The sequence below is a fragment of the Sphingobium sp. D43FB genome (assembly GCF_002312805.1).
Taxonomy (GTDB): domain Bacteria; phylum Pseudomonadota; class Alphaproteobacteria; order Sphingomonadales; family Sphingomonadaceae; genus Sphingobium.
Genome location: NZ_NMUA01000026.1, coordinates 27,834 through 50,379, shown reverse-complemented (window position 1 = coordinate 50,379; position 22,546 = coordinate 27,834). Strand labels below are relative to the sequence as shown.

At 61.5% G+C, this 22,546-nt stretch carries 22 protein-coding genes and 1 tRNA gene; 10 read left to right on the top strand and 13 right to left on the bottom strand.

Annotated elements, in window-relative coordinates; all coding sequences use genetic code 11:
- The first annotated feature begins 145 nt into the window (after nt 1–145).
- Entirely contained in the window at nt 146–847 is a 702-nt protein-coding gene (locus SxD43FB_RS18410; RefSeq protein WP_096063425.1) for an NAD-dependent deacylase, read from the top strand.
- Here SxD43FB_RS18410 and SxD43FB_RS18405 read toward each other — a convergent pair.
- The 3 genes from SxD43FB_RS18405 to SxD43FB_RS18395 all read right to left on the bottom strand — a co-directional run bounded on the left by SxD43FB_RS18405 (nt 844) and on the right by SxD43FB_RS18395 (nt 2,766).
- Complete coding sequence (locus SxD43FB_RS18405) at nt 844–1,872, bottom strand: FecR domain-containing protein (RefSeq protein ID WP_096063424.1); 1,029 nt, start codon at nt 1,870–1,872, stop codon at nt 844–846. The two genes, SxD43FB_RS18410 and SxD43FB_RS18405, sit on opposite strands and share 4 nt — an antisense overlap.
- Nucleotides 1,796–2,395 carry a sigma-70 family RNA polymerase sigma factor gene (locus tag SxD43FB_RS18400; RefSeq protein WP_096063423.1) on the bottom strand — a complete coding sequence of 200 codons (600 nt, stop codon included), beginning with the start codon at nt 2,393–2,395 and terminating at the stop codon, nt 1,796–1,798. The genes SxD43FB_RS18405 and SxD43FB_RS18400 overlap by 77 nt, the downstream gene beginning before the upstream one ends.
- Nucleotides 2,396–2,574: 179 nt before the next feature.
- Nucleotides 2,575–2,766 (bottom strand): hypothetical protein, encoded by a 192-nt coding sequence (locus tag SxD43FB_RS18395; RefSeq protein WP_069066355.1) that lies wholly within the window; start codon nt 2,764–2,766, stop codon nt 2,575–2,577.
- A gap of 130 nt (nt 2,767–2,896) precedes the next feature.
- Here SxD43FB_RS18395 and SxD43FB_RS18390 point away from each other — a divergent pair.
- The 6 genes from SxD43FB_RS18390 to SxD43FB_RS18365 all read left to right on the top strand — a co-directional run bounded on the left by SxD43FB_RS18390 (nt 2,897) and on the right by SxD43FB_RS18365 (nt 10,808).
- Nucleotides 2,897–2,981: transfer RNA gene (locus tag SxD43FB_RS18390), tRNA-Leu, on the top strand.
- Between the two features lie 68 nt (nt 2,982–3,049).
- Entirely contained in the window at nt 3,050–4,666 is a 1,617-nt protein-coding gene (gene tig, locus SxD43FB_RS18385) for a trigger factor (RefSeq protein ID WP_096063422.1), read from the top strand.
- 139 nt (nt 4,667–4,805) lie between these two features.
- The gene (locus SxD43FB_RS18380; RefSeq protein ID WP_096063421.1) at nt 4,806–5,795 is read left to right on the top strand and encodes a glycosyltransferase family 2 protein; all 990 of its coding nucleotides are present in this window, start codon (nt 4,806–4,808) and stop codon (nt 5,793–5,795) included.
- Between the two features lie 89 nt (nt 5,796–5,884).
- Nucleotides 5,885–6,520 carry an ATP-dependent Clp protease proteolytic subunit gene (locus SxD43FB_RS18375; protein ID WP_037475003.1) on the top strand — a complete coding sequence of 212 codons (636 nt, stop codon included), beginning with the start codon at nt 5,885–5,887 and terminating at the stop codon, nt 6,518–6,520.
- Between the two features lie 139 nt (nt 6,521–6,659).
- On the top strand, nt 6,660–7,928 hold the full coding sequence (clpX, locus tag SxD43FB_RS18370; protein ID WP_069066358.1) for an ATP-dependent Clp protease ATP-binding subunit ClpX: 1,269 nt from the start codon (nt 6,660–6,662) through the stop codon (nt 7,926–7,928).
- A gap of 366 nt (nt 7,929–8,294) precedes the next feature.
- Nucleotides 8,295–10,808, top strand: a complete 2,514-nt coding sequence (locus SxD43FB_RS18365) for a TonB-dependent receptor (RefSeq protein ID WP_096063420.1) — start codon at nt 8,295–8,297, stop codon at nt 10,806–10,808.
- Nucleotides 10,809–11,004: 196 nt separating this feature from the next.
- On the opposite strand, the gene mtgA is transcribed toward SxD43FB_RS18365, so the two are convergent.
- From mtgA to SxD43FB_RS18350, 3 genes are all read right to left on the bottom strand, one after another.
- Nucleotides 11,005–11,703, bottom strand: a complete 699-nt coding sequence (gene mtgA, locus SxD43FB_RS18360) for a monofunctional biosynthetic peptidoglycan transglycosylase (protein WP_096063419.1) — start codon at nt 11,701–11,703, stop codon at nt 11,005–11,007.
- Nucleotides 11,704–11,803: 100 nt separating this feature from the next.
- The gene (gene rpoH, locus SxD43FB_RS18355) at nt 11,804–12,718 is read right to left on the bottom strand and encodes an RNA polymerase sigma factor RpoH (RefSeq protein ID WP_096063418.1); all 915 of its coding nucleotides are present in this window, start codon (nt 12,716–12,718) and stop codon (nt 11,804–11,806) included.
- 77 nt (nt 12,719–12,795) lie between these two features.
- A complete protein-coding gene (locus SxD43FB_RS18350) occupies nt 12,796–13,752 on the bottom strand; it encodes an RluA family pseudouridine synthase (protein ID WP_096063417.1) in 957 nt (318 codons plus the stop codon).
- A 17-nt stretch (nt 13,753–13,769) separates the two neighbouring features.
- On the opposite strand from SxD43FB_RS18350, the gene SxD43FB_RS18345 reads away from it, so the two are divergent.
- Both SxD43FB_RS18345 and SxD43FB_RS18340 read left to right on the top strand, forming a co-directional pair.
- Nucleotides 13,770–14,171, top strand: coding sequence for a M67 family metallopeptidase (locus tag SxD43FB_RS18345; protein ID WP_096063416.1), 402 nt, complete (start codon nt 13,770–13,772; stop codon nt 14,169–14,171).
- A 98-nt stretch (nt 14,172–14,269) separates the two neighbouring features.
- Entirely contained in the window at nt 14,270–14,917 is a 648-nt protein-coding gene (locus SxD43FB_RS18340; protein WP_096063415.1) for a histidine phosphotransferase family protein, read from the top strand.
- Between the two features lie 251 nt (nt 14,918–15,168).
- Here SxD43FB_RS18340 and glnA read toward each other — a convergent pair whose 3' ends face one another.
- From glnA to map, 3 genes are all read right to left on the bottom strand, one after another.
- On the bottom strand, nt 15,169–16,581 hold the full coding sequence (gene glnA / locus SxD43FB_RS18335; protein ID WP_069065066.1) for a type I glutamate--ammonia ligase: 1,413 nt from the start codon (nt 16,579–16,581) through the stop codon (nt 15,169–15,171).
- 129 nt (nt 16,582–16,710) lie between these two features.
- Nucleotides 16,711–17,049: a P-II family nitrogen regulator gene (locus tag SxD43FB_RS18330; RefSeq protein WP_037476853.1), complete on the bottom strand. Its 339-nt coding sequence runs from the start codon at nt 17,047–17,049 to the stop codon at nt 16,711–16,713.
- 243 nt (nt 17,050–17,292) lie between these two features.
- Nucleotides 17,293–18,120, bottom strand: a complete 828-nt coding sequence (gene map, locus SxD43FB_RS18325) for a type I methionyl aminopeptidase (RefSeq protein ID WP_037476852.1) — start codon at nt 18,118–18,120, stop codon at nt 17,293–17,295.
- Between the two features lie 79 nt (nt 18,121–18,199).
- Between map and SxD43FB_RS18320 the strand changes: the two genes are divergently transcribed.
- Nucleotides 18,200–18,961: a molybdopterin-binding protein gene (locus tag SxD43FB_RS18320; RefSeq protein WP_096063439.1), complete on the top strand. Its 762-nt coding sequence runs from the start codon at nt 18,200–18,202 to the stop codon at nt 18,959–18,961.
- Between the two features lie 16 nt (nt 18,962–18,977).
- On the opposite strand, the gene SxD43FB_RS18315 is transcribed toward SxD43FB_RS18320, so the two are convergent.
- The 4 genes from SxD43FB_RS18315 to rpiB all read right to left on the bottom strand — a co-directional run bounded on the left by SxD43FB_RS18315 (nt 18,978) and on the right by rpiB (nt 22,535).
- Nucleotides 18,978–20,033, bottom strand: a complete 1,056-nt coding sequence (locus tag SxD43FB_RS18315) for a TrmH family RNA methyltransferase (RefSeq protein WP_096063414.1) — start codon at nt 20,031–20,033, stop codon at nt 18,978–18,980.
- A gap of 146 nt (nt 20,034–20,179) precedes the next feature.
- Nucleotides 20,180–20,638 carry a transcriptional regulator NrdR gene (gene nrdR, locus SxD43FB_RS18310; RefSeq protein ID WP_037477501.1) on the bottom strand — a complete coding sequence of 153 codons (459 nt, stop codon included), beginning with the start codon at nt 20,636–20,638 and terminating at the stop codon, nt 20,180–20,182.
- Nucleotides 20,639–20,783: 145 nt separating this feature from the next.
- Nucleotides 20,784–22,085, bottom strand: a complete 1,302-nt coding sequence (gene glyA / locus SxD43FB_RS18305; RefSeq protein ID WP_096063413.1) for a serine hydroxymethyltransferase — start codon at nt 22,083–22,085, stop codon at nt 20,784–20,786.
- A 12-nt stretch (nt 22,086–22,097) separates the two neighbouring features.
- Nucleotides 22,098–22,535, bottom strand: a complete 438-nt coding sequence (gene rpiB / locus SxD43FB_RS18300; protein WP_096063412.1) for a ribose 5-phosphate isomerase B — start codon at nt 22,533–22,535, stop codon at nt 22,098–22,100.
- Between the last annotated feature and the right edge of the window lie 11 nt (nt 22,536–22,546).

The window sequence follows — 22,546 nt, the reverse complement described above, 5'->3', positions numbered from 1 at the left end:
GGGGACAGCTACCATGAAAATGCCCGACTGGTCAGCAGCCAATTGACGGCTTCTGATTGTGTCTGCTTCTTCCTCTAATCGAACGAAAGCTGACCGTCCCCATTCCACCCATTCTCGTCCCAGCAATTTCGGCTATAGTCATGCCATGAATCCCGACCTCCAGACCATCGTCATCCTCACCGGCGCGGGCATCTCCGCCGAGAGCGGCCTTGCCACCTTTCGCGGGCCGGATGGCCTGTGGGAAGGGCATCGCGTCGAGGATGTCTGCACCCCTGAGGCACTGGCGCGCAATCCCGCGTTGGTGCATCGTTTTTACGACGAGCGTCGGGCGAAGCTGGCAACCATTTCCCCCAATCCGGCGCATGAAGCGCTGGCCGCGCTCGATGCGGCCTGGCCGGGCGAATTGCTGATCGTGACGCAGAATGTCGATGACCTGCATGAGCGCGCCGGGGCAAAGCGGCTGATCCATATGCATGGCGAACTGCAATCCGCGCTCTGCGCCGCGTGCGGCAAGGCGGTGCCCTGGACGCAAGCCTTGCCGCCGGGGACGGTCTGCGCCGGATGCGCGCAGCCCCGTCTGCGTCCCGACATCGTCTTCTTCGGCGAAATGCCCTATCAGATGGATGCCATCGACGGAGCGGTGCGCCGCGCCGATCTGTTTGTGTCGATCGGCACATCGGGCGCGGTCTATCCCGCCGCCGGGTTCGTGCAGACGGCCCGCCATTTCGGTGCCCGAACAATGGAACTCAATCTCGATCCATCGGCCGGCAGTATCTATTTCGAGGAAAGCCGCCTCGGCCCGGCCAGCCACCTCGTGCCGCAACTGGTGCGGGAGCTATTGGGTTAAGACCTGTCGCCCTCGCTCGCCTGCGTCGGTTCTTCGTCGCGATAGAGCAGCATGACCGATCCATCCTCGCCCCGCACGGTACGCACCGGCAAGGTGCGTTCCAGCGCCGATAGGAATGCGCGACTGTCATGCACGCGGAAGCGGCCGCCGATTCGGAGCGGAGACACGCGGGTATCGCCGATCAGGATCGGCGCTTTGCGATAGCGGTTGAATTCGGCCGTCGCCTGCTCGATGGTTTCGCCATCCAGTTCCAGCATTTGATGGCGCCAGGCGATGCGCTGGCTGACCAGCCTGTCGCCCAACCGCGTCAGCACGATGGTCCGCGGCTGTATCACCGCGCCATTGCCAGCGGTCACCCGTTGCTGCGCCTTGTTGCCGCAATGGACCGTCACCGTGCCGTGCGTCACCGTCAATTCGGTCAGCGCTGGCCGCATCCGCACGTTGAAGGCGGTGCCGACGGCGCGGATCAGGGCGGATCGCACTTCCACGTCGAACGGGCGTTCGCTGTCGGGGGCCACCTCGAAAGAGGCCTCGCCCTTGACGATCCGCACCTTGCGGCCATGGCCGGTAAAGCGGACTTCCACTTCGCTGTCGCTGTTGAGGTGAACGATCGAGCCATCATCCAGCGTGACGTCGCGAATTTCGCCCAGGGCCGCTTCATAGCGATCGACGCCGCTGAACGTGCGGACGGTGACGATGGCGGCAAAGATGAAGAACAGGATCGCGACGGCAGCGGCGATCATGATGTTGCGCGACAGGCGGCGCTGCTGTTCTTCGCTGACGATCTCCGGCATCGAAGGCAGGGTGACATCGGCGGCGGCGCTCTTGAGGCGCTCGGCCGCATCCCATGCGGCTTCGGCACGGGCAAAGGCTACGGCATGGCGTGGGTCGCACTCGACCCAGTCGCAAATCTCGGCTTCTTCCTGGGGTGTCGGATCGCTATGGAGCTTAGCCAGCAGGCGCGCGGCTTCCGCTTCGATCGCGTCCCTGGGACCGCTGCTTGAAGTTGGCCCCGACGCCTGCACGCTCGAAATCCGTTTCCTCACGTTCCGCCCAGGCCCGCATAACTATTGCGATTGCTTTGGCTAGATGTTTTTCAACAGTAGAAACGGATAGCGACATGTCCTCCGCTATTTCCAGCATCGATTTTTCGTGGATGCGACGAAGAATGAAGACGCGCCGACATTGCGGCGGCAGCGATTCGACAATGGTTTCGACCTGACGCAGCGCCTCGCGGGCGTGCAATTGCGCTTCGATATTATTGTCGCCACCCAGCAATTCCAGATCGGCGATCGTTTCGAAACTGACCACCTTGTTGCGGCGGGCCGTGTCGATCACGAGGGTGCGGGCGATGGTGAACAGATAGGCGCGGCCCGTCGTCACATTTTCCCAATTATCGGTGGCATAGGCCCGCGCCATGACTTCCGCGCACATATCCTCCAGCTCATGGGCTGAGGGAAGGATGCGGCGAAGGCGACCGCGTAGCGCGGCCTCCTGCGGCAATATCACGGTTTTGAACCATTCTAATTTGGCGCGAACCTTATGCACGTCGACCCCCTTATTTTATCAGCCGCGCCTCTCCCGATTTCTTTTTTCTTTCACAATTCAATCATGCTTGCAGGGGGCTGTCCAGCGGCGCGGCGACGAAATTTTTGCGATCGACCAAATTGTTCCAACTTTGAGTAAGAAAATTATCGATATGTGGTTTTCATCACACTGTTCGTTACTCAGTCAGGGGGAAACTCTGCCGGTGCGCGGTTGGGCTGGTCATAATCCGGGCCGACAGGCACGATTTCGTCCGGCTCTGTCATCGGCAATTCGACCGGAGTCGCGGGCGGGGGCATCTCATCGGGCGACTGCGGCTCGATGATGTCGGGTGGGGGCAGGCCGTCGGGATTGGGATCGGGCTGGGTAGCCATGATTGCGGCACTCCTTTATGGGGTTGGTCGATAGGCTACGCACGGCCCGGCAACAGGGTTCCCGGCATCATGCCACTATCCCTTGCCTCTTTCCCCGCTTTTCTCTATGCCGCGCCGACCGGCGACCGATGCGGGCGTGGCGAAATTGGTAGACGCGCCAGATTTAGGTTCTGGTATCGCAAGATGTGGGGGTTCGAGTCCCTTCGCCCGCACCAGTGCGCCAGGCCCCGGCCCATCGCAGGCGCCACCGAAATTCAGCTGAAGAAAGCGTTTGAGAGAAGAGATGCAGACTGTCGAGACGTTGAACGAGGGCCTTAAGCGCGCCTACACCGTAACCATCACGTCGAAGGATATCGACGCGCGAGTGGAAAAGGAAGTCAAGACCATGGCGCCGCAGGTGCGGATGCCTGGCTTCCGTCCCGGCAAGGTGCCTGCCAACCTGGTCAAGAAGATGCATGGCGAGGCTTTGCAGCGCGACGCGCTCAACAACAGCATCCAGGAAAGCATCCAGAAGCTGATCGCCGACCAGAAGCTGCGCCCCGCGATGCAGCCTTCGGTCGAACTGGACGAGGGTTTCGAGTTCGGCAAGGATGCCGAGATCAAGGTCGCGCTGGAAGTGCTGCCTGAAATCGCCGCCCCCAGCGTCGATGGCCTCAAGCTTGAGCGCCTGACCGTTCCCGTCAGCGACGAGCAGGTTGCGGAATCGGCCGGTCGCATCGCTACCCAGCAGGGCGCGCTTGAAGAACATGCCGACGATCATGTCGCGCAGGACGGCGACACGCTGGTCATCGATTTTGTCGGCAAGGTCGATGGCGAAGCCTTTGAAGGCGGTTCGGCCGACGACATCCGCCTCAAGATCGGTGCAGGCCAGTTCATCCCCGGTTTCGAAGAACAGCTGACCGGCGTGAAGAAGGGCGAAGAAAAGACCATCGAGGTCACCTTCCCCGAAGATTATGGTGCGGAACATCTGGCCGGCAAGGCGGCGACCTTCGACGTCACCGTCAAGTCGATCCTCGACGGCGACAAGCCCAAGTTGGACGATGAATTCGCCAAGTCGCTGGGCCTGGAAGGGCTCACGCAACTGAACGACCTGCTCAAGGGGCAGATCGAGCAGGAGCATAACGGCCTGACCCGCACCCATATGAAGCGCAAGCTGCTCGACCAGCTCGCCGCCTCGCACGACTTCGAGGTGCCGCCGAGCATGGTGGAAGCCGAATTCGAGCAGATCTGGGCGCAGCTTCAGCATGAAGCGGGTCATGAAGAAGACCCCGCTGCCGCGCTCGCCGAAATGGAAGCTGAAAAGGAAGACTATCGCGCCATCGCCGTGCGTCGCGTCCGCCTTGGCCTCCTGCTTTCGGAAATCGGCCAGGCCAATGGCGTGACCGTGTCGGAACAGGAAATGAACCGCCTGATCATGCAGGCTGCGCAGCAGTACGGTCCGCAGGATCGCGAGCGTTTCGTGCAATATGTCCGTCAGGACGCGATGGCCGCCGCCCAGCTGCGCGCCCCGCTCTATGAGGACAAGGTCGTCGACTATCTGTTCGACAAGGCCGAAGTCACCGAACGCACCGTGACCAAGGAAGAGCTGGAAGCGGCGATCGAAGCCGAAGACGGCGACCTCAAGCCGCATGTCCATGGCCCCGATTGCGGTCATGACCATGACGAAAAGCCTAAGGCCAAGAAGGCTGCGCCCAAGAAGAAGGCCGAGGCAGAAGACGCCCCGGTAGCCGACGAAGCACCTGCCGCCGAAGAAGCCGCGCCCAAGAAGGCCGCGCCGAAGAAGGCTGCCGCCAAGAAGGACGTCGCCGAGGACGCGGTCGCAACCGAGGAGGCGCCCGCCGCCGAGGCCGCGCCCAAGAAGAAGGCCCCTGCCAAGAAGGCCGCTGCCAAGGCCGAATAAGGCCATAGCCCGATGAAAAGAGCGCCCGGCTTCCTCGTGAAGCACGGGCGCTTTTCATGTCTGGCCCGCTATGGCAGAGGAAATATTAACCCTGCCGGTCCATGTCTTGGTGCGCGGACGACCAGAGGATAGGCTGACGATGAAGGAATTTCCGCCCGTGGATATGGCTCTCGCCAGCGATACTGCCGCCGGATCGCCGCGCATCGCGGTCATCCTGCCTTGCTATAATGAGGCCGGCGCCATCGTGCAGACGGTGGCCGACTTCCGCCGCGCTTTGCCGCAGGCGGTCATTTACGTCTTCGACAATAACAGCAGCGATGGCAGCCGTGATCTCGCTGCCGAAGCAGGCGCGGTCGTCAGGCGCGTGTCGCAACAGGGCAAGGGCCATGTCGTCCGCCGCATGTTCGCCGACGTCGATGCCGACATCTACATCATGGCCGATGGCGACGCGACCTACGAAGCCGCCGCCGCCCCGGCGATGGTGGCCGCCATGCTCGCCGACAATCTCGACATGGTGGTCGGCTGTCGCAAGAGCGAGGCGGAGGAGGCCTATCGCCCCGGCCATCGCCTCGGCAACTGGGCGCTGACCGGCCTGCTCAAACAATTGTTCGGCCGCAGCTTCACTGACATCCTGTCGGGCTATCGCGTCTTTTCCCGCCGCTTCGTCAAAAGCTTCCCGGTGCTGTCCGCCGGATTCGAGATCGAAACCGAGATCAGCGTCCACGCGCTCGAACTCGCCATGCCGGTGGCCGAAGTCATCACCGCCTATGGCGCGCGACCCGAAGGATCGGTCAGCAAGCTCAGCACCTATCGCGATGGTTTCCGCATCCTGCGCACCATCATCACCCTCTATCGCATCGAGCGGCCGGTGCTGTTCTTCGGCATCATCGCCGCCTTCCTGGCTCTGCTCGCGCTCGGCCTCGCTGCACCCCTGATCGTCACCTATATGGAAACGGGCCTCGTGCCGCGCTTCCCGACCGCGATATTGGTGACTGGTCTCATGATCCTTGCCACCCTTTCGGCGATGTGCGGCCTGATCCTCGATACCGTCGTGCGGGGCCGCCGCGAAGTGCGTCGTCTGGCCTATCTCGCCCACCGCGCGCCGTCCGATTACGCCGCGCGCGATTAGCCCGATCCCGCTGCACCTGTTCCCCCTTGAACCTGCCGCCTTTTGTGACGATGTAGGGGTGGGCAAAAGCAGCTGACTGAAAGAGCATAATGACCGATATCATGACCAACCCCATGGCCGCGCTGGTCCCCATCGTGATCGAACAGTCGAACCGTGGCGAGCGCAGCTTCGACATCTTCTCGCGCCTGCTGCGCGAACGGATCATCTTCGTGACCGGCCAGGTCGAAGATCATATGGCCTCGCTGATCGTTGCCCAGCTGCTGTTCCTCGAATCGGAAAATCCGAAGAAGGACATCTGGATGTACATCAACTCGCCCGGCGGCGTGGTGACGTCCGGCATGGCGATCCACGATACGATGAAATATATCCGGCCCAAGGTCGGCACGCTCTGCGTGGGCCAGGCCGCCTCGATGGGCAGCTTCCTGCTGGCCGCGGGCGAGCCGGGCATGCGCTTTGCCACCACCAACAGCCGGATCATGATCCACCAGCCTTCCGGCGGCGCACAGGGCATGGCGTCCGATATCGAGATCCAGGCCAAGGAAATCCTGCGTATCCGCCGTCGCCTGAACGACCTGTATGTCAAATATACCGGACGGTCGTTGGAAGAGGTCGAAAAGGCGATGGATCGCGACACCTTCCTCGAAGCGGATGAGGCCAAGGCTTTCGGCCTTGTCGATGAAGTGTTCGACCAGCGGCCTTCCTTGGCCGATCCGTCGGATAGTTGATGGCTGACTTTGCCGCGGCGCGCCACTTCTCCCCTTGTGGAAACGGCGCGCCACGGTCTAGGATGGCCTTTGGACCAGAATATCCCTCGCCGATGCGATCAGGTCGATCGTGGAACCGGCAGGGAAGAAAGAATGGCGAATGACTAAGCTTACCGGCTCCGATTCAAAAAGCACGCTTTACTGCTCCTTCTGCGGCAAGTCGCAGCATGAGGTGCGGAAGCTGATCGCGGGGCCGACCGTGTTCATCTGCGACGAATGCGTGGAACTGTGCAACGACATCATTCGCGAGGAGACCAAGGGCGGTCTCGTCGGCAAGAAGGATGGCGGCGTGCCGACCCCGCAGGAAATCTGCGATGTGCTGGATGATTATGTCATCGGCCAGAACCGGGCGAAGCGCGTCCTGTCGGTCGCGGTCCATAACCATTATAAGCGCCTCAACCACGGCTCCAAGCCGGGCGAGGTCGAACTCGCCAAGTCCAACATCCTGCTCGTCGGTCCCACCGGTTGCGGCAAGACCTTGCTCGCGCAGACGCTGGCCAAGACGTTCGACGTGCCCTTCACCATGGCGGACGCCACGACGCTGACCGAAGCGGGTTATGTCGGCGAGGATGTCGAAAATATCATCCTCAAGCTGCTCCAGGCGTCCGACTATAATGTCGAAAAGGCGCAGCGCGGCATCGTCTATATCGATGAGATCGACAAGATCAGCCGCAAGGCCGAGAACCCGTCGATCACCCGCGACGTTTCGGGCGAGGGCGTGCAGCAGGCGCTGCTCAAGCTGATGGAAGGCACAACCGCGTCGGTGCCGCCACAGGGCGGGCGCAAGCATCCGCAGCAAGAGTTCTTGCAGGTCGATACGACCAACATCCTCTTCATCTGCGGCGGGGCCTTTGCGGGTCTGGAAAAGATCATCGGCGACCGTCTGGAAGCCAAGTCGATCGGCTTCGGTGCCTATGTTGCCGCGCCCGAAGAGCGCAAGACCGGCGAATTGCTGCGGTCGAGCGAGCCGGAAGATCTGCTCAAATTCGGCCTGATCCCCGAATTTGTCGGTCGTCTGCCCGTCATCGCGACGCTCGAAGATCTGGATGTCTCCGCGCTGGTCAAGATTTTGGTCGAGCCGAAGAACGCGCTGGTTAAGCAATATGGCAAGCTTTTCGACATGGAAAATGTCGACTTGAGCTTCACCGACGACGCGCTGACCGCGATCGCCAAGCGCGCCATCGAACGCAAGACCGGCGCGCGCGGCCTGCGCTCGATCCTCGAATCGATCCTGCTGGACACCATGTTCGATCTCCCCTCGATGCAGGGTGTAGGCGAAGTGGTGGTCGACAAGGATGTGGTCGCAGGCAAGAAAGAGCCGGTCCGCGTATTCAGCGAAAAGCAGAATCGGGCCGAAGACGCCGCCTGACGTCTTCCTGTCCATAACTGATCCCAAAGGGGCCGACGCGCGATCGTCGGCCCCTTTTTTATGATCTGCGGGTGCAGCGCACAAAAATTCCTGCTGCGTTGCAAAATTGCACCACTGTCAAACTAAGTCCCCACCGCACCATTAAGTCACTAAAATGCAATGATTTATGGCCAGAAGCGGGGCGTCCCCAAGCGCAACGGCGCGGGGTGGAGGGGGAATGTGACAGTCTGGATGCTGCATTGTAACAAATTTGCAATCAGAGCATCACAGGGCCGTCGCCAGTAACCGCCAAATGCGGTCCCGGCTTGAGAGAACAGCACAGCACAGGCGCCCACGCGCCACCTTTGAAAAAGGGAAAAGGGTCAAATGAAACAGTTTCTAATGGGCAGCGCCGCGATCATCGCCGTCGCCATTCCGGGCGCCGCCTTCGCGCAGTCGACCGGTTCGCAGGATTTCGACGATTCCATCGTCGTCACCGGTGCCAAGGTTGATCAAGGCATCGGCGGTGTACGCATCCCCGACTCGGCCAAGGCCAAGGTCGTTCTGACCCAGGAAATCATCGAGCGTCAGCGCCCTGGTCAGTCGGTCAATGAAATCATCAACTTGGTGCCTGGCGTCAGCTTCACCAACAACGATCCCTGGGGTTCGTCGGGCGGCAGCTTCACCATCCGCGGCTTCAGCTCGGATCGTATCGCGCAGATCCTGGACGGCATCCCGCTGAACGATTCCGGTAACTACGCAATCTACACCAACCAGCAGTTGGACCCGGAACTAGTTGAAAGCATCAACGTCAACTTGGGCGCAACGGATGTCGACAGCCCGACGGCCGCAGCTGTTGGCGGCACCGTCAACATCAACTCGCTGACGCCGACCGACGATTTTGGTGCGATGGCGAGCGTGAGCTATGGTAACATCGTGGCTGAAGGCTCCGGCGATCGCCCGTTCCACCGCGTATTCGGCATGATCCAGACCGGCGACCTGACTGGCCAAGGCACCAAAGCCTGGCTCTCGGCCTCGCGCGCCTACAATAAGGCGAGCTTCTCGGACTACGGCAAGATCGAGAAAGCCCAGTATAACGGGAAAATCTGGCAGGACATTGGCACCAACGGCGATTTCATCTCGCTTGCAGGCCATTATAACGTCAACCGCAATAACTTTGGTGGTTCGCCAGCGTCGGCTGCTGCGTTCAGTGGTGACAAGAGCGCTCGCTTCTACAATGTGTCCGGCGGCATTCCCTGCGCGATCAACACAGTCGCGGATGCAGGCATCGCTGATCAGACGAACAGTTGCGGTACCCAGTTCGAGCGTCGTTACAATCCGTCGAACACCGGTAACGCCCGCCTTAGCACGCGCCTGACGCTGACGGATCGTTTGATCTTCTCGGCCGACGCAGCCTATCAATATGTGAAGGCCAACGGCGGTGGTACGACCTCGGCCTATGAATCGGCCTTTGCTCAGGGCGACAACCTGTTGTCCGGCTATTTCAACGGCAGCGCCTATTTCAACCGTGATCTGAACGGCGACGGCACGCTTGGCGTTGATCTGAACGGCGACGGCATCATCCAGGATTACACAATCACCAACTCGGACGGGACGCGCACGACCGTTCGCGAATCCGATCGTGTTCTGATTGGCAACCCCAGCCAGACGCAGACCAAGCGTTGGGTCGCCATTGCGAACCTTTCCTACGAACTGGACGACAACAACCGCGTTCGTCTGTCGTACAGCTTCGATCGCGCACGTCACCGTCAAACGGGCGAGGGCTCGCTCATTCAGTTCAACGGTGAGCCAACCGACGTATTCCCGGTGAACGATCCATTGGCCGATGCCGCTGGCAACATCCTCCAAAAGCGTGATCGCAAGTCCTATGCGATCCTGCATCAGGTTGCCGGTGAATATCGTGGTACGTTCTTTGACGATCTGCTGACGGTCAACCTTGGTGTTCGCGCACCCTTCTTCAAGCGCGACCTGACGCAGAACTGCTTTACGAGCGCGCCAAACGGCAATGTGAACTGCATCGCCAGCGGCAATGTTGCGGCCTATGCCGCTGCTAACCCGACCTTCGCGGCGCCGCAGAACCGCGTCTATAATTATGACAAGCTGCTCCCGAATGTAGGTGCGATCTTCAAGATCACGCCTGAAATCAGCCTTGCGGGTAGCTATGCTGCGAATATTTCGGTCCCCGGCACGGATACGCTGTATAACTCCATTTACCTGCCGAGCAGCAACGATGCATCGAAGCCAGTGGCGGAAACATCGGACAGCTTCGACCTCGCCCTGCGTTACCAGAACAATATCGTTCAGGCGGCTGTCACCGGTTGGTATGCGAAGTATAAGAACCGCATTGCTTCGGCCTACAGCTTCGAATGCGATTGCAGCATCGACACCAACCTGGGTGGCGTGAAGAAATATGGCGTAGACGCCAATATTTCGGTGCGCCCAATGGACGGGCTGTTGCTCTATGCCTTCGGTTCGTACATCGAGTCCGAAATCGGTGCGGATGTCCAGACCGGTGCGACCACCTTCGCGGCAACCAAGGGTAATCGCGAACGCGGTGCCCCGGCCTATCTGTGGGGCGGTCGCGTTCAAGGTACACTGGGCCCGGTCGATCTGGGTGCCCAGATCAAGCGCACCGGTTCGCGTTACCTGAACGATATCAACACGTTCAAGGTGGCGGGTTACACCGTCGTCGATCTTGACCTGCGCTACAATTTGGCGAACCTTGGCCTGGAAAAGTCGTTCTTCCAGCTGAACGTGTCCAACCTGTTCGACAAATTCTACATTGGTTCGTTCAGTGGCGGTCTGACGACTGCGGCGAGCACCTTCGTCAACTATGGCGCGCCCCGCGCGATCAGTGCGTCGATGATTGTGGCTTTCTAAGTCCAGACGATCAGAAATCGGGAAAAGGGCGGGGAGCAATCCCCGCCCTTTTTCCATGCCTGCAATCGCGCTGTCCTACTTGGCTACGCCCGCCTATAAAAGGATGTGGCCCGTTCGGCCGCACTTGCCGATAGGATCAGCCACGCACAACTTTATATCGAAATCTGCGGGAAATATGCGAAGTTAAGAGGGGGCGTCACCGCAAACAGCTATCCAGCCCGTCCCGCTGCACTGCGCCGATCCGTGCCGCGATCGTGTTGCCATAGCGGCGGGTGAACCCCGTGGGCGCAACGGCCGCGCGCTTCTTGGGGAGGGGGAGAACGGCGGCGATGCGAGCGGCTTCCGCGCGCGTCAACTGGCCCGCGCCATGATTGAAATAGCGGATCGCGCCCGCCTGCGCGCCATAGGTGCCGATACCGGTTTCGGCGACGTTGAGATAGACTTCCATGATCCGCGGCTTGCCCCAGATCGCCTCGATCAGCACCGTGAACCAGGCCTCCAGCCCCTTACGCACGAAACCGCCACCCTGCCAGAGAAACACATTCTTGGCGGTCTGCTGGCTGATCGTCGATCCGCCCCGGATGCGTCCGCCGCTGGCATTGTTCAACGCAGCCTTGGTGATGGCATCGACATCGAAGCCATGATGGGTGCAGAATTTGCCATCCTCCCCGGCGATCGCCGCGCGGGCCATATCCGGGTCCATCTCGTCGAGCGGCATCCAGTCCTTGGTGATGCCATTGGGATCGAGCAGCATGGTCATGGTCACCGGCGGCGGCACAAAACGATAGACCACCACCATCAGCAGCGACAGGACGACAAAGCCGAGAATGATCTTGAAGGGAAGGACGATCCAGCGCGAACGGCGACGGGGAGAGCGGAGGGGTTTTGCGGTCATGGCCGGAGCGTAACGCACTCCCGCCACGCCGCTCAACCCGCGCGCACAAAAAAGGCCCCGGCTTTATGCCGGAGCCTCTTAATGCCGGTAGTGCTATCCGTCAGGCAGCGGCGAAACGCGCCATCTGGCCCAGCCGGTCACCTGCAATCCGCATCATCGCCTTTTGCAGCTTCTCGAACGCCCGGACCTCGATCTGGCGCACCCGCTCGCGGCTGACGCCATAGACCTGGCTCAGTTCTTCCAGCGTCTTGGGCTCTTCGGCCAGACGACGCTCGGCCAGGATATGCTTCTCGCGATCGTTGAGGTCGGTCATCGCTTCTTCCAGCATTTCATGGCGCTGGGTCCGCTCCTGCTCGTCGGCGACGCGCTCTTCCTGCAGCGGATCATGATCCTGCAACCAGTCCTGCCACTGACCTTCGCCATCTTCGCGCATCGGCACGTTGAGCGACGTGTCGCCGCCCATCGCCATGCGACGGTTCATCGACACGACATCCTGTTCAGACACGCCAAGATCAGTGGCGATCTTGGTGACGTCCTCAGGCTTGAGATCGCCATCCTCGAACGCTTCGATATTATTCTTCATCCGGCGCAGGTTGAAGAACAGCTTCTTCTGCGACGCGGTGGTGCCCATCTTCACGAGCGACCAGGACCGCAGGATGAATTCCTGGATCGAGGCGCGAATCCACCACATGGCGTAGGTCGCCAGGCGGAAGCCGCGCTCGGCCTCGAATTTCTTCACGCCCTGCATCAGTCCGATATTGCCTTCGGAAATCAGCTCGCTCACCGGCAGGCCATAGCCGCGATAGCCCATCGCGATCTTCGCCACGAGGCGCAGATGCGAGGTGACCAGCTGCGCTGCCGCTTCAGGATCCTGATGTTCCTCATAGCGTTTCGCCAGCATATATTCCTGCTCAGGGGTGAGCAGCGGAAATTTGCGAATCTCCGACAGATAGCGGTTGAGGCTGGCTTCACCGCCCAGCGCCGGCACCGCGGGGACATTGCTCTTGTTGGCCATGTCGCTTCACCTTTCCCTTTCATGCGCGGCGGGACCCAGAAGAGGCATCCAAATCGCCGTCACAAACGTGTCGAAACCTATACTCTAAGCTCGCTTAACAGTTCCTGCATGTCCATGGGCAATGCACTTTGGAACAGGAGGGGCGAGCCCGTCACCGGATGTATGAACCCTAGGGTTTTGGCGTGCAATGCCTGCCTTTTGAAACCCAGCGTTTCCAGTATTGATTTGAAACCTTTTCTATCCCTACTGTAAACCGGATCCCCGATCAAGGGGTGCCCGATATGCGCCATATGCACGCGCACCTGATGCGTTCGGCCGGTTTCCAGTCGACATTCGACCATCGCCGCGCCGCTCAAGCGTTCTTCTATCTTATAGAAGGTTATCGCCCGTTTTCCCCGTCCCTCACGATGAACCGCCATTTTCTTTCGATCGGCGTCGGATCGGCCGATCCATGTATCGATCGTCGCACTGGGCGGGACGGGATGGCCATAGACGATCGCGGCATAGAGACGGTCGATGCTGTGATCCTTGAACTGGACGGACAGGCCTTCATGCGCCCGGTCTGTCTTAGCAACGACCAACAGGCCCGATGTATCCTTGTCGATGCGATGAACGATGCCGGGACGAGCGACACCGCCGATGCCCGACAACTGCCCGGCGCAATGATGGAGCAAGGCGTTGACCAATGTGCCATCGAGATTGCCCGCCGCCGGATGAACCACCAGGCCAGCGGGCTTGTCCACCACGATCAGGTCGGCATCTTCATGGACGATGGTGAGAGGAATATCCTGCGCGATCGCATCCAGCGCCGCGGGGGCAGGGAGGGTGATCGCGAAACGCTGCCCGGTCGCGACCTTGGCCGAGGCGCTGAGTTTGATGGTCTCGCCCTTCGCGCGGACATGACCTTCGCCGATCAGTGCCTTGATCCGTTCGCGCGAGAGGTCGGGCAAAAGGTCGGCGAGCGCACGGTCGAGCCGCTGGCCATGCTGGCCCGCGTCGATAATTGCTTCGATGATGGAAACCCCCGCGGCCATTGGCTAGGGATGTAGGCATGAGCGTGACTATTTCAAGCCTGTTACGGGACCGGATCGTGACGCTGGCAGCGGCGGACGATCGGGAGATTTGCGGGCTGTTGCTGGGGGTGGCGGGCCACATCGAGGCGATTGCCCCGGCGGCCAATGTTGCGGCCGACCCGGCACGCCATTTCGAACTGGACCCGGCGGTGCTGATCGCCGCGCACCGCGCTGCGCGGTCGGGTGGGCCAACAGTGATCGGCCATTATCACTCGCACCCGTCGGGCGTCGCTATCCCCTCCGCTACGGACGCAGCCTGTGCGATGCCCGATGGAACGCTATGGCTGATCGTGGCTGGCGAGGCGGTGCGTCTGTGGCGCGCGCAGCCGGGGCAGGGCGGGACCGTGGCATTCGTGGAGGCGTTGCTCGACATAAGGTGAGGGAAAGGCGGCGAGCCGGGGTTGCATCGCGCGGCGGGGCAGCGCATTAGCCGTGAGAGCCCATTTTCCTGACCCCTATCCGGCGATCCAGACCCCGCATGACCAACCCGACCGACAGCATCGAATTTGCCAGCCTGCTCTGTTCGCGCCTGTGCCATGACCTGCTCAGTCCGGTCGGCGCGCTGAACAACGGCCTGGAACTGATGGCCGACGAGACGGACCCGGAAATGCGCCAGCGTTGCCTGGAACTGCTGGGCGACAGCGCGCGGACGTCGGCCAACAAGCTTAAATTCTTTCGCTTGGCGTTCGGCTCTGCCGGCGGGGTCGGCGATGTGGTGCCGCCCCATGAAGCGCGGGTCGCGATCGAGGGCATGTTCGTCACCACCGGTCGGGTGAAGGTCGGCTGGATGGTCGATGAACAGATGCTGGGCAAGCTGGCTGTCAAAGTCCTGCTCAACCTCGCGCTGATCGCGGGCGATGCGCTGGTGCGTGGTGGGCAACTCGACATTGGCGCGGAAGTGCGGCCGGGCGTGACTGAGATCGTGGTGCGTGGCGAGGGACCAAAGGTAGTGCTCGACCCCGATCTGCGCGCGGCGCTGGCAGGCACCTTGCCGATCGAGGGACTGGCATCGCGGACGGCGGCAGCCTGGATGGTGCGCGCGCTGGTCACCGGCGCAGGCGGCGAGATCGCGCTGTCGCCACCAGGTGACCCCATGCTGCTCTTCGGCGCTTCGATACCGGGCTGAGGCGGGCGGCGCAGGCATTTTGCGCTTAGCTTCGCACTTTTCCTGCACATTTTGATATTTTATTGCGAGCCGCTGATCCTATCGGTTGGTCGCGTGCGCCTCTCGCTGGTCTTCAGTGCGCCTAAATGGAACCTGGCAGAATTCGCCGTGATAGGACAGCGCAATGACGCAGCGGCATAGGCTCAACTATGACGAAAGGCCCGGCCGCTGCCAAGCGACCGGGCCTTTCGCGTGATATCGGACTGAAAGGATCAGCCGCTATAATACATGTCGAATTCGACCGGCGAGGGGGCCATTTCCCAGCGATATACTTCGGGCCACTTCAGTTCCATATAGGCGTCGATCTGGTCCTTGGTGAACACGCCGCCCTTGAGCAGGAAGTCCTGATCCTTTTCCAGGCTTTCGAGCGCTTCGCGGAGCGAACCGCAGACGGTCGGCACCTTGGCCAGTTCGACCGGCGGCAGGTCATAGAGATTCTTGTCCATCGCTTCGCCGGGGTGGATCTTGTTCTCGATGCCGTCGATGCCCGCCATCAGCAAAGCGGCGGTGGCGAGGTAGGAGTTGGCGAGCGGGTCGGGGAAGCGGAATTCGACGCGCTTCGCCTTGGTGCCGGCACCATAGGGGATGCGGCATGACGCCGAACGGTTGCGCGCCGAATAAGCGAGCAACACGGGGGCTTCGAAGCCCGGCACCAGGCGCTTGTAGCTGTTGGTGGTCGGGTTGGTGAAGGCGTTCAATGCCTTGGCATGCTTGATCACGCCGCCGATGAAGAACAGGCAGGTCTCCGACAGGCCGGCATAGCCGTCGCCGGCAAAAGTGTTCTGACCCTTGTTCCAGATCGAGATATGCGTGTGCATGCCCGAACCATTGTCCGCCTTGATCGGCTTGGGCATGAAGGTCGCGGTCTTGCCATAGGCCTGGGCGACCATCTTCACGACGTACTTGTAGATCTGGATGCGGTCGCAGGTTTCCACGAGCTTGCCGAAGGTCAGGCCCAGTTCGTGCTGGCTGCCAGCGACTTCATGATGATGCTTGTCCATGGGCAGGCCCATTTCCATCAGCGTGGTCACCATTTCGGCGCGGATGTCGGTGGTGACATCGACCGGGCCGACCGGGAAATAGCCGCCCTTGGCGCGCGGGCGGTGACCCATATTGCCGCCATCATAGCTGGTGCCGGTGTTGGTCGGCAGCTCGACATCGTCCAGCTTGTAGAAGGAGGAGGCATAGGTGTTGTCGAATTCGACGCTGTCGAACATGAAGAATTCGGGCTCAGGGCCGATATAGACAGTGTCGCCGAGGCCGGTCGACTGCAGGAACATTTCGGCGCGCTTGGCGGTCGAGCGCGGATCGCGCGAATAGAGCGAGCCGTCGAGCGGTTCGACGATGTCGCAGACCAGGATCATCATCGGCGTCGCGCTGAACGGATCGAAGAAAACCGCGTCCAGATCGGGCTTGAGGATCATGTCCGATTCGTTGATTTCCTTCCAGCCCTCGATCGAGGAGCCGTCGAACATCAGGCCGTCAGTCAGTTCATCTTCGCCAATGACGTTGGCGCACATGGTCAGGTGATGCCAGGTGCCCTTGGGATCGGTGAAGCGGACATCGACCCATTCGATCTCCTTTTCTTCGATCATCTTCAGGATGTCTTTTGGCGTATTGGCCATGTGCAGTTGCCCTTCTCTCAAAATACCCCCCCGAAGGGGTAAGGTGGATGCCCATCATGTTCCGGTCCGCGAAGAACCGGGCAGAAACTTACATAGTGCCAGCCTGAAAGTCGGGCTGGCGGAGAACCATCAGATCGCGTCGCTGTCCCGCTCGCCGGTGCGGATGCGGACGGCGCCCTCGATGTTGGAGATGAAGATCTTGCCATCGCCGATGCGGCCGGTCTGCGCGGCGGCGCAGATCGCTTCGACCACGCGGTCGGCCAGCGCGTCGTCAACGACCACTTCCAACTTCACCTTGGGCAGGAAATCGACGACATATTCAGCGCCGCGATAGAGTTCGGTATGGCCCTTCTGGCGGCCAAAGCCCTTGGCTTCGGTCACGGTGATGCCAGACACGCCCACTTCGTGGAGTGCTTCCTTCACCTCGTCCAGCTTGAACGGCTTGATGATCGCTTCGATCTTTTTCATCACTCGTAATCCCAACCCATGACGCCCGACAGGATACGGTCGATCCGCATCCCTCTCTCCCGTGCGAGAGACGAACATCATGCCCCCCTTGGCCTGCGTCGTCCCTCTTTTTCTTCAATTACCGTGCCAAATGGCGAATCGCCTGCATATGCTTTCGGCGATGCCGCAATCTTTGTCCATATTGCCCGGATTCAGGGCAATTTCCTGTGGCGCTGCCCGTTTTTTAAGCAGCAAAAGACTGGCTCACAGATAGGGCGGCGCGTCCAGGCCAGCGGGGCTTTTGGTGAAAATCTCGCAGCCGGTTTCGGTGATGCCGATACTATGTTCGAACTGGGCCGACAGGGTGCGGTCGCGCGTCACCGCCGTCCAGCCATCGTCCAGCATCTTCACGCCCGCCTTGCCGATGTTGATCATCGGTTCGATGGTAAAGAACATGCCGGGCTTCAATTCGGGGCCAGTGCCGGGGCGACCGACATGGACCACCTCCGGGCTGTCATGAAAGACGCGGCCTAGGCCATGGCCGCAAAAGTCGCGGACCACGCCATAGCGGTGCTTTTCGGCATGGCGCTGGATCACCGCGCCGATGTCGCCGAGATGATTGCCGGGCTTGGCCTGTTCGATGCCCAGCATCAGACATTCATAGGTCACCTCGACCAGGCGGCGCGCCTTGATCGGCGCTTCGCCCGCGATGAACATGCGGCTGGTGTCGCCATGCCAGCCATCGACCAGGGGGGTGACGTCGATATTGACGATGTCACCATCTTTCAGCCGATAGTCGCCGGGGATGCCGTGGCAGATGACATTGTTGATCGATGTGCAGCAACTATGGGTATAGCCGCGATAGCCCAGCGTCGCGGGCACGCCGCCGCCGTCGAGCGTCATGCGCCGGACGATATCGTCCAGTTCGCCGGTCGTGACGCCCGGCACGACATGCGGCACCAGCGCGTCGAGTATCTCGGCGGCGAGCCGTCCGGCCTTGCGCATGCCAGCAAAACCGGCTGCGTCATAGAGTTTGATCGCAGTCGAGCGGGAGATCGGCGCGTCCGCCGTCATCGTCATATATTCGGTCATGGCATGACTATAGGGGCAGATGCGCGATAATGCGAGAGGGCGGCTAGGCAGCGCGACCAGCGCAGGCTATGCAGCCGCCATGGCCGATACCACCCGCATCTGGACCGCAGCGCTGATCGTGATCGGCGACGAGATATTGTCTGGCCGGACCCAGGACAAGAATGTGGCGCAGATCGCGCTGTGGCTCAACGTCCAGGGCATCCGCCTGCGCGAAGTGCGGGTCGTCGCCGACGATCAGGACGCGATCGTCGAGGCGGTCAACATATTACGGGTACGCAACGATTATCTTTTCACCACCGGCGGCATCGGCCCGACTCATGACGACATCACGGTCGATGCGATCGCGGCGGCGCTGGGCGTGGCGGTGGAAATCCACCCGCAGGCGCGGGCGATGCTGGCGGGCTATTATGAGACACGCGGCGGGCTGACCGACGCGCGGCTGCGCATGGCGCGGGTGCCTGCGGGCGCGAGCCTGATCGAAAATCGCATGTCGGGTGCGCCCGGCATCCGGCATGGCAATATCTTCATCATGGCAGGCGTGCCGCACATCACCGCCGGGATGCTCGACAAGCTGACCGGGACGCTGGAGGGTGGCTTGCCTGTCCAGTCGGCGACGGTGGGCTGCTGGGTCGCGGAAAGCGAGATTGCCGACCTGCTGGGCACGACCGAGCGCGCGCATGAGGGCTGCCAGATCGGCAGTTACCCCTTCTTTCGTGAAGGCCGCACCGGCGCGAATTTCGTGGTGCGATCGACCGATACCGAACGGCTCGATGCGTGCGTTACGGCATTGTCCGAAGGCCTGGAAGCGGGCGGTTGGCCCGTGACGGCCGGGGGCATCTGACACCCCCCGCCGCCGGTCAGCGTTCGCGTGGCCGGTTCAGGTGCGAGATCACCCCGCGCAGCGTCCGCACCTCCAGATGATTCCAGCCCGGCTTGGTCAGCAGGTTGCGCAGCGTCAGCTTGGTCGCGGGCGCGCGGTCTGGCGGGAAGAAATAGCCGACCTTTTCGAGCAACGTGGTGAACTGGTCGATCATGCCTTCCAACTCCTCCTGCGGCGCGGGTACGCCAAGGTCGGTGATGGTGGGCTGGGCTAGGTTCGCCTGCTTCGACCATTCATAGGCGCACAGGATGACCGCTTGCGCGAGGTTCAGCGAGCCGAATTCCGGGTTGATCGGGACGGTCAGGATTTTGCGGGCGAGGGCGACATCCTCTGTTTCCAGGCCAGAGCGTTCGGGGCCGAAAATATAGGCGCAGCGGCCTTGCGCGGCGTGGATTTCGCGGGCGGCTTCTTCGGGCGTCACGACAGGCTTGGTGACGCCGCGCTTGCGGACCGTGGTCGCGTACACATGGGCGCAGTCGGCCACCGCATCGGCGAGCGTTTCGTAGACTTGGGCCTGATCCAGGATGAAATCCGCACCCGCCGCCGATGGGCCTGCGTCGGGATTGGGCCAGCCATCGCGGGGCGTGACAAGGCGCATCTCGGTCAGCCCGAAATTCAGCATCGCGCGCGCGGCCTTGCCGATATTCTCGCCCAGTTGGGGACGGACGAGGACGATGACGGGGGGTGGGGGTGCATGTTCTATCATATTACCGTTCGTCCTGAGTAGGGGCTGAGCTTGTCGAAGCCCCGTATCGAAGGATTTGCGCGCCGCGAGCCGGATGGCGTCCCAGTCCCCGGCGATCAGCCCTTCCTTTTTCTTGCGCGACCAGCCTTTGATCTGCTGTTCGGCGGAAAGCGCTTCATCTCGTGTGCCGAAATCCTGGCTCCAGACCAGGGCGACCGGGCGACGGCTCTGCGTGTATCCCGGAATTTCGCCTGACTGGTGCTGCGCGACGCGCTGCTCCAGATTGTCCGTGTGGCCGAGATAATAGCTGCCATCGGCGCAATGCAGCATGTAGGTGTGGAACGTCATTGCGCGGTCCTTCGATACGCCATTTGGCCTTCGGTCGTCTTCGACTCCGACTTCGCTCAATGGCTACTCAGGACGAACGGATGTGGGAAGCGTTCGAACCGAACGGAGGGAGTGTGTGGTCAGGGCGAACGGAGGCAGGAGCGTGTTCACCCGCCCACTTCCTTCACCGTTCCGGCGAAATCCTCGAAATCCTTCGCATCCGTGAAGTCCTTATAGACGCTGGCGAAGCGGATATAGGCGACGCTGTCGAGGCGTTTGAGGCCTTCCATCACCATTTCACCGATGGCGCGGGCGGGGACTTCGGTGTCGCCGCTGGTTTCGAGCTGGCGCTGGATGCCGGAGATGAGTTTCTCGATGCGGCTGGGGTCGATCGGGCGCTTGCGGCAGGCGATGCCGATCGAGCGGGCGAGCTTGTCGCGCTCGAACGCTTCCTTGCGGCCCTCGCTCTTGACCACCCAGATGTCGCGGAGTTGGATGCGCTCGAAGGTGGTGAAGCGCGCGGCGCACGCTTCACACTGGCGGCGACGGCGGATGGCGGCACCATCTTCCGTCGGCCGGCTGTCCTTCACCTGGCTGTCTTCATGGGAACAGAAGGGGCAGCGCATGGACTCTTCAACTCCGTTCGTCCTGAGTAGCCATTGAGCGAAGTCGAAATGGCGTATCGAAGGACAGGTTCTGCAAGACCCTTCGATACGGGTCTTCGACAAGCTCAGCCCCTACTCAGGACGAACGGGTTAAAGCAAGTTACCTTCAATAAATCGGAAACCGCCCGGTCAGTGCCAGCACCTTTTCGCGCACATGGGCTTCGACCTGGCCGTCGCCGTCATCGCCATTGCGCTTGAGGCCTTCCACGACCTCGGCAATCAACTGGCCGATCTCGCGGAACTCGGCCTCGCCGAAACCGCGCGTCGTGCCAGCGGGCGTGCCCAGACGCACGCCCGACGTCACAAACGGGCTGGCGGTGTCGAACGGCACGTTATTCTTGTTGCAGGTGATGTAGGCGCGATCCAGCGCCTTTTCGGCGGCCTTGCCGGTGGTGTTCTTCGCGCGCAGATCGACCAGCATCAGATGATTGTCGGTGCCGCCCGACACGATCGACAAGCCAGCGTCGGCCAGCGTCGCGGCCAGCGTCTTGGCATTGGCGACGATCTGGTGCGCATAAGCCTTGAATTCCGGCGTCAGCGCTTCCTTGAACGCCACGGCCTTGGCGGCGATGATGTGCATCAGCGGGCCGCCCTGCAGGCCGGGGAAGATGGCGCTGTTGAACTTCTTGGCCAGCGCCTCGTCATTGCACAGGATGATGCCCGAACGGGGACCACGCAGCGACTTGTGGGTCGTGGTGGTGGTGACATGGGCATGGGGGATGGGCGAGGGATGCGCGCCGCCCGCGACCAGGCCGGAGAAATGCGACATGTCGGCGAGCAGATAAGCGCCCACTTCGTCGGCGATTTCGCGGAAGCGTTCGAAATCCCAGTGGCGCGAATAGGCAGTGCCGCCGCAGATGATGAGCTTGGGCTTGCTCTCGCGCGCGATGCGGGCGACCTCGTCCATGTCGATCAGATGATCGTCGGCACGCACGCCATAGGCGACGGGGTTGAACCATTTGCCCGACATGTTGACCGGCGACCCATGGGTCAGATGGCCGCCCGACGACAGGTCGAGGCCCATGAAGGTGTCGCCCGGCTGGAGCAGTGCCAGGAACACGGCCTGGTTCATCTGGCTGCCGCTATTGGGCTGGACGTTGGCGAATTTCGCGCCGAACAGCGCCTTCGCCCGTTCGATCGCCAGCGTTTCGACGACGTCGGCATATTCGCAGCCGCCATAATAGCGCTTGCCCGGATAGCCTTCGGCATATTTGTTGGTGAAGATCGAGCCTGCGGCTTCCAGCACGGCTTTGGACGCGATATTTTCGGACGCGATCAGTTCGATCTTGTCCTGCTGGCGCTTCAGTTCGTTTTCGATCGCGCCGAAGATTTTGGGGTCCGCGCTGCTAAGCGATTCGCTGAAGAAGCCGTCCTGACGGATGGCCGGGCTGAGGGTGTCGATGCTCATCGAAATATCCTTTCAGAGCGCGGGCTGGGATAGTTTGTCGACGCGGCCGGCATGGCGGCCTCCGCCAAATTCAGTGGTTAGGAAGGCGATGACGCAGGCCTTGGCCATGTCCACGCCGGTCAGGCGCGCACCCATGGCCAGCACATTGGCGTCATTATGTTCGCGCGACAGGGCCGCCGACAACGGTTCGCCGACCAGCGCGCAGCGGCAGGCCGGGTTGCGATTGACCGCGATCGAAATGCCGATGCCCGACCCGCACAGCGCAATGCCGCGATCCGCCGCGCCAGTGGCCACCGCTGTCGCGAGTTTGTAACCATAATCGGGATAATCGACGCGGTCGGCGGTCGCCGGGCCGAGGTCATCGACTTCATGCCCTTCATCGCGCAGCCATTGCGCCAGTTCCGCCTTCAATTCGACGGCGGCATGGTCGGATGCGATGGCGATCTTCATCTGCGGTGCGT

Excerpts from the sequence above, each read along its gene's own strand:
- tig (WP_096063422.1), top strand. The coding sequence starts at position 3,050 with ATGCAGACTGTCGAGACGTTGAACGAGGGCCTTAAGCGCGCCTACACC.
- SxD43FB_RS18340 (WP_096063415.1), top strand. The coding sequence starts at position 14,270 with ATGACCAACCCGACCGACAGCATCGAATTTGCCAGCCTGCTCTGTTCG.
- SxD43FB_RS18320 (WP_096063439.1), top strand. The coding sequence starts at position 18,200 with ATGGCCGATACCACCCGCATCTGGACCGCAGCGCTGATCGTGATCGGC.
- map (WP_037476852.1), bottom strand. The coding sequence starts at position 18,120 with ATGACCGAATATATGACGATGACGGCGGACGCGCCGATCTCCCGCTCG.
- SxD43FB_RS18350 (WP_096063417.1), bottom strand. The coding sequence starts at position 13,752 with ATGGCCGCGGGGGTTTCCATCATCGAAGCAATTATCGACGCGGGCCAG.
- mtgA (WP_096063419.1), bottom strand. The coding sequence starts at position 11,703 with ATGACCGCAAAACCCCTCCGCTCTCCCCGTCGCCGTTCGCGCTGGATC.
- rpoH (WP_096063418.1), bottom strand. The coding sequence starts at position 12,718 with ATGGCCAACAAGAGCAATGTCCCCGCGGTGCCGGCGCTGGGCGGTGAA.
- glnA (WP_069065066.1), bottom strand. The coding sequence starts at position 16,581 with ATGGCCAATACGCCAAAAGACATCCTGAAGATGATCGAAGAAAAGGAG.
- SxD43FB_RS18375 (WP_037475003.1), top strand. The coding sequence starts at position 5,885 with ATGACCGATATCATGACCAACCCCATGGCCGCGCTGGTCCCCATCGTG.
- SxD43FB_RS18315 (WP_096063414.1), bottom strand. The coding sequence starts at position 20,033 with ATGACGTTCCACACCTACATGCTGCATTGCGCCGATGGCAGCTATTAT.
- rpiB (WP_096063412.1), bottom strand. The coding sequence starts at position 22,535 with ATGAAGATCGCCATCGCATCCGACCATGCCGCCGTCGAATTGAAGGCG.
- SxD43FB_RS18410 (WP_096063425.1), top strand. The coding sequence starts at position 146 with ATGAATCCCGACCTCCAGACCATCGTCATCCTCACCGGCGCGGGCATC.
- nrdR (WP_037477501.1), bottom strand. The coding sequence starts at position 20,638 with ATGCGCTGCCCCTTCTGTTCCCATGAAGACAGCCAGGTGAAGGACAGC.
- glyA (WP_096063413.1), bottom strand. The coding sequence starts at position 22,085 with ATGAGCATCGACACCCTCAGCCCGGCCATCCGTCAGGACGGCTTCTTC.
- SxD43FB_RS18345 (WP_096063416.1), top strand. The coding sequence starts at position 13,770 with ATGAGCGTGACTATTTCAAGCCTGTTACGGGACCGGATCGTGACGCTG.
- SxD43FB_RS18365 (WP_096063420.1), top strand. The coding sequence starts at position 8,295 with ATGAAACAGTTTCTAATGGGCAGCGCCGCGATCATCGCCGTCGCCATT.
- clpX (WP_069066358.1), top strand. The coding sequence starts at position 6,660 with ATGACTAAGCTTACCGGCTCCGATTCAAAAAGCACGCTTTACTGCTCC.
- SxD43FB_RS18395 (WP_069066355.1), bottom strand. The coding sequence starts at position 2,766 with ATGGCTACCCAGCCCGATCCCAATCCCGACGGCCTGCCCCCACCCGAC.
- SxD43FB_RS18330 (WP_037476853.1), bottom strand. The coding sequence starts at position 17,049 with ATGAAAAAGATCGAAGCGATCATCAAGCCGTTCAAGCTGGACGAGGTG.
- SxD43FB_RS18380 (WP_096063421.1), top strand. The coding sequence starts at position 4,806 with ATGAAGGAATTTCCGCCCGTGGATATGGCTCTCGCCAGCGATACTGCC.